The 10,699-nt window shown below is 75.6% G+C and carries 2 protein-coding genes; both read left to right on the plus strand.

Annotation, left to right across the window (positions count from 1 at the left end; genetic code table 11):
- Positions 1–21: 21 nt before the first annotated feature.
- Positions 22–6,453: an amino acid adenylation domain-containing protein gene (locus JAO84_RS28205; RefSeq protein WP_370415329.1), complete on the plus strand. Its 6,432-nt coding sequence runs from the start codon at positions 22–24 to the stop codon at positions 6,451–6,453.
- A complete protein-coding gene (locus tag JAO84_RS28210) occupies positions 6,446–10,663 on the plus strand; it encodes a type I polyketide synthase (RefSeq protein ID WP_370415330.1) in 4,218 nt (1,405 codons plus the stop codon). Before JAO84_RS28205 ends, JAO84_RS28210 begins: the two co-directional genes overlap by 8 nt.
- Positions 10,664–10,699: the final 36 nt, after the last annotated feature.

Raw genomic sequence — 10,699 nt, forward strand, 5'->3', positions numbered from 1 at the left:
CGCCGGGAGAAAGTCTCAAGCATGCGCGATCGGGAAGAGACACGCCGGCCGCTCACCGGAGCCCAGCTCGGTGTGTGGTTCGCCCAGCAGGTCGACCCTGCCAACGCGGCCTACAACACCGCCCAGTACGTCGAGGTCGCCGCACCCGCCGACGCGTCCCGCCTGGAGCGGGCGCTGCGGCGCGCGGTGGCCGAGACCGACGCCCTCACCGTGCGGTTCACCGTGCACGACGGGCAGCCCCGGCAGACTCCGGCGCCGCTCGCCGGGCCGCTGCTCGACGTCGTGGACCTGAGCGCCGAGCCGGACCCGGCGGCCGCGGCCGGCCGGTGGATGCGCGAGGACGCCGCCACCGCCGTCGACCTGCTGCGCGGGCCGCTCTTCCGCAACGCCCTGCTCGTGCTCGGACCGGACCGGTTCCGCTGGTACCTGCGCTGCCACCACACGCTCCTGGACGGGTACGGCTTCCAGCTGCTCGCCGCGCGCACCGCCGAGATCTACACCGCCGAGGCGGCAGGCGCGGAGCCCCGCCCGCGCTGGTTCGGCACCCTCGACGACCTGGCCGGCGCCGAGGCCGCCTACCGGTCCTCCGAGCGCTTCGGCGCCGACCGCGCCTACTGGGCCGAGCGGATGGCCGGCGCCTCGGACGCCGTCACCCTGGCCCGCCGGCCCTTCGACGGCCCCGCCGTCGACCCCCTCACGGCCGGCCCGGCCCGGGTCCTCGAAGCGCCCCGGGCCGACCGGGCCGAGCTCGTGGTCGCCGCGCTCGCCGGCTATCTGCACCGCATGACGCAGGCCGAGGACATCACGCTCGGCGTCCCGGTGGCCGGCCGCTGGGGCGCCGCCGCCACCACCCCCGGCGTCGTCGTCAACGTGCTGCCGCTGCGCCTCTCGGTGCCGCGCGGCACCACCGTCGCCGCCCTGCTCGACCAGGCCGCCGAGCGGCTGCGCGAGCTCCGGAGCCACCAGCGCTACCGCAGCGAGGACGTCCTGCGCGACCTCAGCATGGTCGGACGGCAGCTCACCGGCCCGCTGGTCAACATCAAGTACTACGACCGGGAGCTGGACTTCGCCGGCGGCCGGGCGACCGTCGCCACCGTCGCGCCCGGGCCCATCGACGACCTGTCCGTCGTCGTCGGCGACGACCCGGCGACCGGCGGTCTCACCGTCGCGTTCGAGGCCAACCCCGGCCGCTACGGCGAGCCCGAACTGGCCGCCCACCACCGGCGGTTCACCGGATTCCTCGCCGCCCTGGCCGAGGCGGACCCCGACACCCCGCTCGCCCGGATCCCGGTGCCCGCCACGGCCGTGCGCCGGTCCGCCCGCCCGGCCCGCTCCGCCGCCCCGCGCGGCGCCACCCTGCACGAGGCGTTCGAGGCCCAGGCGGCCCGCACGCCCGACCGCACCGCGGTGACCAGCGACGGGACGCGGCTCACCTACCGGGAGCTCGACGCCCGCGCCAACCGCCTCGCGCGCCTGCTGCTGCGCCGGGGCCTGGGCCCCGGCCGGCTGGCCGCCCTGGCCCTGCCGCGCGGCGCGGACCTGGTGACCGCGCTGCTCGCCGTCCTCAAGACGGGCGCCGGCTATCTGCCGCTCGACCCGCAGTACCCCGCGGACCGTCTGCGGTTCACGCTGGAGGACGCCGCCCCGGCCCTGGTGCTCACCGACACCGGCGCCGCCGACCGGGTACGGGGCGTGGTGGACCCGCTGCTCCTGGACGACCCCGCGGTCGCCGCCGAGCTGGACGGACTCCCCGAGACCGACCTGACCGACGCCGAGCGCGGATCCGCTGCCGGCCCGGCGAGCCCGGCCTACGTCATCTACACCTCCGGCTCGACCGGCCGGCCCAAGGGCGTGGCCGTCACCCACCACAACGTCCTGCGCCTCTTCCAGCAGACCGACCACTGGTTCGGCTTCGGCGCCGACGACGTGTGGACGCTCTTCCACTCGTACGCCTTCGACTTCTCCGTGTGGGAGATCTGGGGACCGCTGCTGCACGGCGGCCGGCTCGTCGTGGTGCCCTTCGACACCAGCCGCTCCCCGGCCGACTTCCTGCGGCTGCTCGTCCGGGAACGGGTGACCGTCCTCAACCAGACCCCGTCGGCCTTCTACCAGCTCGTCGCGGCCGAGCGGGAACGCCCCGACCTGTCCGAGCGGCTGGCGCTGCGCTACGTCGTCTTCGGCGGCGAGGCCCTGGAGACCCACCGCCTGGCGGACTGGTACACGCGCCACGGCGACGACGCGCCGCGCCTGGTCAACATGTACGGCATCACCGAGACGACCGTGCACGTCACCTACGCCGCACTCGACCGCGAGACGGTGCGCGCCGCCCGGGGCAGCGTGATCGGCGAGCCGATCCCCGACCTCGACGTGTACGTGCTCGACAGCGAGCTGCGGCCGGTGCCGGAAGGCGCCACCGGCGAGATGTACGTGGCGGGCCCGGGCCTGGCCCTGGGATACCTGGGGCGGCCCGGCCTGACCGCCGAACGCTTCGTGGCCGACCCCTTCGGCGCCCCGGGCAGCCGCATGTACCGCACCGGCGACCTGGCGTGCGTGCTCGACGACGGGAGCCTGTGCTACCTCGGACGCGCCGACAGCCAGGTGAAGATCCGCGGCTTCCGCATCGAACTCGGCGAGATCGAGGCCGCGTTCGAACGCCACCCCGGCATCGACCGGTGCGCCGTGGTCGTCCGCGAGGACCGGCCCGGCGACAAGCGCCTGGTCGCGTACGCCGTGCCGGCCGCCGGCCCGCGACCGGACCCCGCCGGGCTGCGCCGGCACGCCGCGGGGATCCTGCCCGCCCACATGGTCCCGTCCGCCGTCGAACTGCTCGACGCGCTGCCGCTGACCGCGAACGGCAAGCTCGACCAGCGGGCCCTGCCCGAGCCCGCGGCCCCCGCACCCGCCGCCACCCCGGCGGCCGGGGACACCTCGCGGGAGGCGGCCGTCGGCGCGCTGTTCGCCGAGATCCTCGGCCTGCCCGCGGTCGGAGCCGACGGCAACTTCTTCGACCTGGGCGGGCATTCGCTGCTCGCCGCCAAACTGATCAGCCGCATCCGGACCGAGCTCGGCGTCGAACTCGCCATCGGCGCGCTGTTCGAGAACCCGACCGTCACGGGCATCGCCGCCCTCCTCGGCGACGCGGAATCGGCCGTGCCCGCCCTGCGCCGGGAGCCCCGCCCGGAGACGGTGCCGCTGTCCTTCGCCCAGAGCAGACTGTGGTTCCTCAACCAGGTCGAGGGCCTCTCCGCCACGTACAACGTCCCCGTCGCGATCCGGCTGTCCGGCACCCTCGACCGGGACGCGCTCGACAGCGCGCTCGGCGACCTGCTCGCCCGGCACGAGAGCCTGCGCACGCTCTTCCCGCAGACCGCGGGCGTCCCGCACCAGCTCGTCAGGCCCGCCGGGGAGTGCCGCGTCGAGACGACCCTCGTCGTCTGCCGGCCCGAGGAGCAGCCGGAACGGATCCGTGCCGCCCTGGCCCGGGGCTTCGCGCTGGAGACCGAACTCCCGCTGCGTGCCGTCCTGTTCCGCACCGCGCCCACCGAGCACACCCTCCTGGTGGTGCTGCACCACATTGTCGCGGACGGCTGGTCCGTCACCCCGCTCACCGAGGACCTGGCCACCGCCTACGCGGCCCGCTGCCAGGGCCGCGAACCCGCCTGGCGGGCCGCGCTGCCCGTGCAGTACGCCGACTACAGCCTCTGGCAGCGCCGGGTCCTCGGCGACGAGCGGTCCCCCGGCAGCCGGATGGCCCGGCAGCTCGCCCACTGGACCGAGCGGCTGGCCGGCCTGCCCGAGGAGCTCGCGCTGCCCGCCGACCGGCCCCGCCCGCTCACGGCCGGCTATGGCGGCGGCACCGTGCACGGCCAGGTGGACGCCGCCCTCCACACCCGGCTGCTCCGCCTGGGCCGGGACCGCGGCTGCACCCTCTTCATGGTGCTCCAGGCCGGCCTCGCCGCCCTCCTCACCCGCCTGGGCGCGGGGGAGGACATCCCCCTCGGCACCCCCGTCGCGGGCCGCGGCGACGTGGCGCTCGACGACCTCGTCGGCTGCTTCGTCAACACCCTCGTGCTGCGCACCGACACCTCGGGCTCCCCGACCTTCCACGAGCTGCTCGACCGGGTCCGCACCACCGACCTGGCCGCCTACGAGCACCAGGACCTGCCGTTCGACCGGCTGGTGGAGGTCCTCAACCCGCCCCGGTCGCTGGCCCGGCACCCGCTCTTCCAGGTGATGCTGGCGCTGCGCGAATCGGCCCGGGACGTCCCCGGCCTGCCCGGCCTCACCGCCCGCGTGGAGCCCTGCGACACCGACAGCTCGCGGTTCGACCTGTCCTTCGTGTTCGGCGAGTCGACCGGGCAGGACCGGGCGCCCGGCGGCGTCGACTGCTCGCTCACGTACAGCAGCGACCTCTTCGAACGGGAGACGGCGGAGCGGCTCCTCGCCCGCCTCGTCCTCCTCCTCGAAGCCGCGGCCGACGCCCCGGACCTCCCCATCGGCCTCCTGGAGATCCTCACCGCCCAGGAGCACGAGGGCCTCCTCCAGGGCTGGCAGGGACCGCGCCACGAGCTCGCGGACGCCACCGCCTCCCAGCTCTTCGAGGCACAGGTGGCGCTGGTCCCGGACAAGACCGCCGCCGTCTTCGAGGGCGCCCGGCTGACCTACGCCGAGCTCAACGCCCGGGCCAACCGGCTGGCCCGCCACCTCGTCGCCCAGGGCGTGGGCCCGGAGCAGGTGGTCGCCCTCGCGGTGCCGCGCTCCCTGGAGATGGTGGTCGCCATGCTCGCCGTCTTCAAGGCGGGCGCGGCCTACCTCCCGGTGGACCCCGACTACCCCGCCGACCGCATCCGCTACATGCTGGAGGACGCCCGGCCGGCCCAGGTGCTGACCACCGCCGAGGCCGCCCACACCCTCCCCGGCTCGGTCACCCCCGTCCTCCTGGACGACCCGGGAACCGCGGCCCGCGTCGCGGAGCTGCCCGCCACCGATCTGACGGACGGCGAGCGCCGCGCCCCGCTGCTGCCCGCGCACCCCGCGTACGTCATCTACACCTCGGGCTCCACCGGGCGGCCCAAGGGCGTGGTGGTCTGCCACACCGGCATCCCCGCCCTGCTCGCGAACCAGATCGAGCGGTGCGCCGTCGGACCGGACAACCGGGTCCTGCAGTTCGCCACCGCGAGCTTCGACGCCGCCTTCTGGGACGTCGCCATGGCGCTGTTCACCGGCGGCGCCCTGATCCTCGCCCCCGCCTGGCGCCTGCTGCCCGGCCCCGAGCTCTCCGTGCTCGCCGCCGCCCACGACATCACCCATGTGACGCTGCCGCCGTCGGTGCTCGCGATGCTGCCCGTGGAGGGCGGCCTGCCGGCGGCCACCACGATCGTCGTGGCCGGCGAGGCCACCCCGGCCGACCTGGTCGCCCGGTGGTCGCGCGGCCGGCGGATGGTCAACTCCTACGGCCCCACGGAGATCACGGTCTCCTGCGCGATCAGCCCCCCGCTGGACGCCACCGGCGAACTGCCGATCAGCCCGCCCTCGGTGAACACCCGCCTCTACGTCCTGGACCGCGGTCTGCGCCTGGTCCCGCCGGGCGTGCCGGGCGAGCTGTACGTGGCGGGCCCCGGCACCGCCCGCGGCTATCTGGGCCGTCCCGACCTCACCGCGGCCCGCTTCGTGGCCGACCCGTTCGGGCCGCCCGGCACCCGGATGTACCGCACCGGGGACCTCGCCCGATGGCGCCCCGACGGCCGGCTCGAATTCCTCGGCCGGGCCGACGACCAGGTCAAGATCCGGGGCTTCCGGGTGGAACTCGGCGAGATCGAGGAGGCGCTGAGCGCCCGTGAGGACATCGCCCAGGCAGCGGTCGTGGTCCGCACGGAACGGCCCGGCGACCAGCGGCTCGTGGCCTATGTGACGGTGCCGCCCGGCGCCCCCGGACCGACCGACCTGCGCACCTGGCTGGCCGCCTCGCTGCCCGACTACATGGTCCCGTCCGCCGTCGTCACGCTGGACGCGCTGCCCCTCACCCAGTCCGGGAAGATCGACCGGATCGCCCTCGCCGCCCGCCCGGTGACCTGGACGACGACGGGCGCGGCCGCGTACGTCGCCCCCGGCGAAGGCCTTGAGCGCCGCATCGCCACGGCCTGGTGCGCGGTCCTGGGCCTGGAACAGGTCGGCGCCCAGGACAACTTCTTCGACGTCGGCGGCCACTCGCTGACCCTGATCGCCCTGCAGAAGCGGCTCGCCGACGAGCTCGGGCGGCCGGTCCCGGTCGTCGACCTGTTCGCCCACCCCACCGTGGCCGCGCTCGCCGCACACCTCGGCGCCGCGGAGGAGCAGGGCGAACCGGCGGTCCGGCGCGGCGGCGCCGACCGCGCCCGGCAGCGCGCCGGACTCCAGCACAAGGCCATGGCCCGCCGGGCCGCCGACAGGAAGGGAAAGCAGCGCAATGGCTGACGACTCGCAGACGGTGCGGGACCTCGACATCGCCATCGTCGCCATGGAGGGCCGCTTTCCGGGGGCCCGCGACGTGCCGGAGTTCTGGGCCGGCCTGGTGGCCGGCACGGAGTCCGTCCGGCCGGTCGGCGACGCCGACTTCCTCGCCGCGGGCGGCGACCCGGCCGCGCTCGGCGACCCGTACCTCGTCAGGGCGGCCGCGGCGATCGACGACGCCGACCTCTTCGACGCGGACTTCTTCGGCCTGCGGGCCGAGGACGCCGAGCTGATGGACCCGCAGCAGCGGGTCTTCCTGGAGGTCTGCCACCACGCCCTCGAACAGTCGGGCCACGACCCCGAGCGCTTCGACGGGGTGATCGGCGTCTACGGCGGGGCCAGCCAGAGCCGGTACTACCTGAACCACGTGCGCCCCCGCATGGACGAGTCGGCCGAGCCGCTGCGGGCCTGGTCGGCGTCGATGGGCAACGACCCCGGCGTCTTCGCCACCCGCGTCGCCTACGCGCTCAACCTGACCGGGCCCGCGCTGACCGTCCAGACGGCCTGCTCCACCTCCATGGCCGCGATCCACCTCGCCTGCCAGGACCTGCTGTCCTACCGCTGCGACGTCGCGCTCGCCGGCGGCTCGTCCATCAACCCGGCCGCCCGGCGGGGCTACCGCTACACGCCCGACGGCCCGTTCTCGCCCGACGGCCACGTCCGGGCCTTCGACGCACGGGCCGAGGGCATGGTGCCCGGCGACGCCACGGCGGTGGTCGTCCTCAAGCGGCTCACCGACGCGGTGGCCGACGGCGACCGCGTCCGGGCCGTCATCAAGGGCACCGCGCTCAACAACGACGGCAGCCGCAAGGTCGGCTTCACCGCGCCCAGCCCGCTCGGCCAGGCCGAGGTGATCCTCGCAGCCCACGCGGCCGCCGAGGTAGACGCCGACACCATCGGCTACGTGGAGGCCCACGGCACGGGCACCCCGGTCGGCGACCCGATCGAAGTCACCGCGCTCACCCAGGCGTTCGCGGAGACCACCACGCGCACCGGGTTCTGCGCCCTCGGCTCGGTCAAGACCAACATCGGGCACACCGACGCCGCGGCCGGCGTCGTCGGCCTGATCAAGGCCGCCCTGGTGGTGGAGCACGGCCAGATCCCGCCCACGCTCCACTACACCGCCCCCAACCCGCTCATCGACCTCGGCTCCTCGCCCTTCCACGTCAACGACCGGCTCACCGAGTGGCCGGCCGGTCCGACGCCGCGCCGGGCCGGCGTGAGCTCCTTCGGCATCGGCGGGACGAACGTCCACGCCGTCCTCGAAGAGCCGCCCGCGCCCCCCGCCGCCCCGGCGGCGCGCGAGACCGGCGAGGGCTGGGTCCTGCTGCCCTGGTCGGCCCGGTCCGCCGAGGCCGCCGACCGCCTCGGCGCCCGGCTGGGCGACCACCTCGCCCGTACCCCCGGCCTCGACCTCGGCGACATGGCGCACACCCTGACCCAGGGCCGCCGGACCTTCCCGCACCGCCGCTTCGCCGTCTGCCGCGACCGGGACCAGGCGGTGGCGCTGCTCGGCACCCCCGGGCCCGCCGTACCGCCCGTCGACGGCCCGGCCGAGCGGCCCGTCGCCTTCCTGTTCCCGGGCGGCGGCGCGCAGTACGAGGGCATGGGCCGCGGCCTGTACGAGACCGAGCCGGTCTTCCGCGAGGCGCTCGACCGCTGCGCCGCCATCCTGGAGCCCGTCCTGGGCTTCGACGTACGAGCCGTCCTGCACCGCGGGGAGGAGGGCGCCCGGTCGAGCCTGCTGCCCGGGCTCGTCGCGACCGAGTACGCCCTCGCCACCCTGCTGATCTCCCGGGGCGTCAGGCCGCAGTCGCTCATCGGGCACTCGGCCGGCGAGTACACCGCCGCCTGCCTGGCCGGGGTGATGTCCCTGGAGGACATGCTGCCCCTGGTCGCCAAGCGGCAGTGGCTCCTGGAGCGGGCCGGCGGGGTCGCGGTCAGCGTCCAGCTGGGCGAGCGCGAGCTGGACGCGTACCTCACCGACCGGCTCTCCCTGGCCACCGTCAACGCGCCCGCGCTGTGCACCGTGTCGGGGCCGGAGGAGGACATCCGGGAGCTCGAAGCCCGCTGGGACGCCGACGGCGTCGAGTACCAGCGGGTCCACTTCCCCAGCGCCGTGCACTCCTGGCTGCTCGACTCCGTCCTGGACGACTTCGCGGCCGAGCTCGCCGAGGTCACCCTGCGTCCGCCCGCCATTCCCTTCGTCTCCAACGTCACCGGCACCTGGATCACCGACGCGGAGGCGACCAGCCCCGACTACTGGCTGCGGCACACCCGCCGGACCGTGCGCTTCGCCGACGGCCTCGCGGCACTCCGCACGGGCACGGATCCAGTCCTCGTGGAGGTCGGACCGGGCCGGATCCTCACCCGGTGCGCCCAGCTGCAGTTCGGCGACGCCGTGCCCACCGTGGAGACCATGCGCCACCCGCGCGCCGACCAGCACGACCAGCAGATGCTGCTCACCGCGCTCGGCCGGATCTGGCAGCTCGGCGCCCGGCTGACGCGGGACGCGGAGAACCCGGCGACGGGGGAGGACGAGCGGGGCGGCGGCCGCCGGGTCCCGCTGCCCGGCTACCCCTTCGAGCGCAAGCGGTACTGGCTGGACGAGGTCCGCCCCGCCGCCGCTGCCGCCGTTTCCGCCGCTTCCGTACGCGACCTCGCGGAGGCCGAACGCGAACTGTGGCGGAGCACCGGGGTGACCACGGTGCCGGCGCGGCTGCGCGAGGACTTCGACCGGCTCGCCGGTCTGCGGGCCGCCGCGTTCCTGCGCTCGGCGGGCGTGGACACCACGGCCGGCCGTACGTACGCCCCCGAGGACCTGGTCCGCCGGCTCCGGCCGGCCGGCCCGTACCGCAAGCTCGCGGACGCCCTGCTGCACCTGCTCCAGGAGTCGGGGGTGCTGGCCCGCGAGGGCGACCTGCTGCGGTTCACCGGCGGCGCCGACGCCGGCGCCGCGGAGGAGGAGCGGCTCACGAGGTCCGTCACCGCGGCGCACCCGTCGCTCGCGAAGGACCTGGAGCTGCTCGACACCTGTCTGGCCGGCTGCGCGGACGTGGTGCGCGGCGACACGGACGGCACCGCGGTGCTGATCCCCGACGGCCGTACGGACCTCACCGCCGCCGTGCTCGAACCGCACATGGACCAGGGCGACTTCGCCCTGTACCGCACGCTGCTGACCGAGCACGTCGTCGAGCTGGCGCGCGCGGCAGGCGGCCGCCCGTTCCGGATCCTGGAGACGGGCGCCGGGCGGGGCCGGCTGACCTGGACCGTGGCCGAGGCCCTGCGGGGCATCCCCGGAGTGCGCTACCACGTCACCGACCTGGGCCGGTCCTTCGTCCTGGAGGCCGAGCGCGAGGCCGCGCGGCGGGGCATCGACTTCATGTCCTTCGGCGTCCTGGACATCGGACAGGCCGTGGAACCCGAGGAGCTCGGCGGCGCCTTCGACGTGGTGCTCGCCTTCAACGTGCTGCACATCCCCGCCGATCTGCGGGAGACCACCCGGCACGTCCGGCGGCTGCTGGCCCCCGGCGGCCGGCTGTGCGCCCTGGAGACCGTACGGATGCCCTGGGCGTCCCAGTTGGCCGTGGGGCTGCTCCCGCAGTGGTGGGCGTTCGAGGACGACCTGCGCCGGCACACGCCGATCCTGCCGGCCGGCCGGTGGCGCGAGCTGCTGGTCTCGGAGGACTTCGACGAGGTACGGGTCCTCAGCGACGAGCGGGACGCCCGGTCGCTGATCCCGCACGCCCTCGTCGTCGGCCGCCGCCCCGCCGCCGCCGACGACGACGGTGGTGGCGCCGGGGCCGGGGCCGCGCCGACGCCGGAGGAGACCGGCCCGGCACGGCAGCCGCGGCCCGCCCTCGGCGTCGCCCACCGTGCCCCGTCGACCGACACCGAACGCGTCGTCGCCCGCCACTGGGAGGAACTCCTGCGCGTCGACGGCATCGGGGCCGACGACAACTTCTTCGACCTCGGCGGCGAGTCCCTGCTCGCGCTGCGCCTCGTCAAGCGGCTGAGCGACGAACTGGGCGTCGAACTGCGGGTGAAGAAGCTCATGGAGCGGCTCACCGTCGCGACGATGGCCGCCGAGGCCGACGCGCTGCGCGGCGGCGCGGACGCCGCCCCCGCCCCCCGGATCGCCCCCAGCGCGCGCCGAGGCCGGCGCACCGGCTGACCGCCCACCACCCCCACCCCTCACATCCCCACCTCG

The sequence above is a fragment of the Streptomyces fradiae genome (assembly GCF_041270065.1).
Taxonomy (GTDB): domain Bacteria; phylum Actinomycetota; class Actinomycetes; order Streptomycetales; family Streptomycetaceae; genus Streptomyces.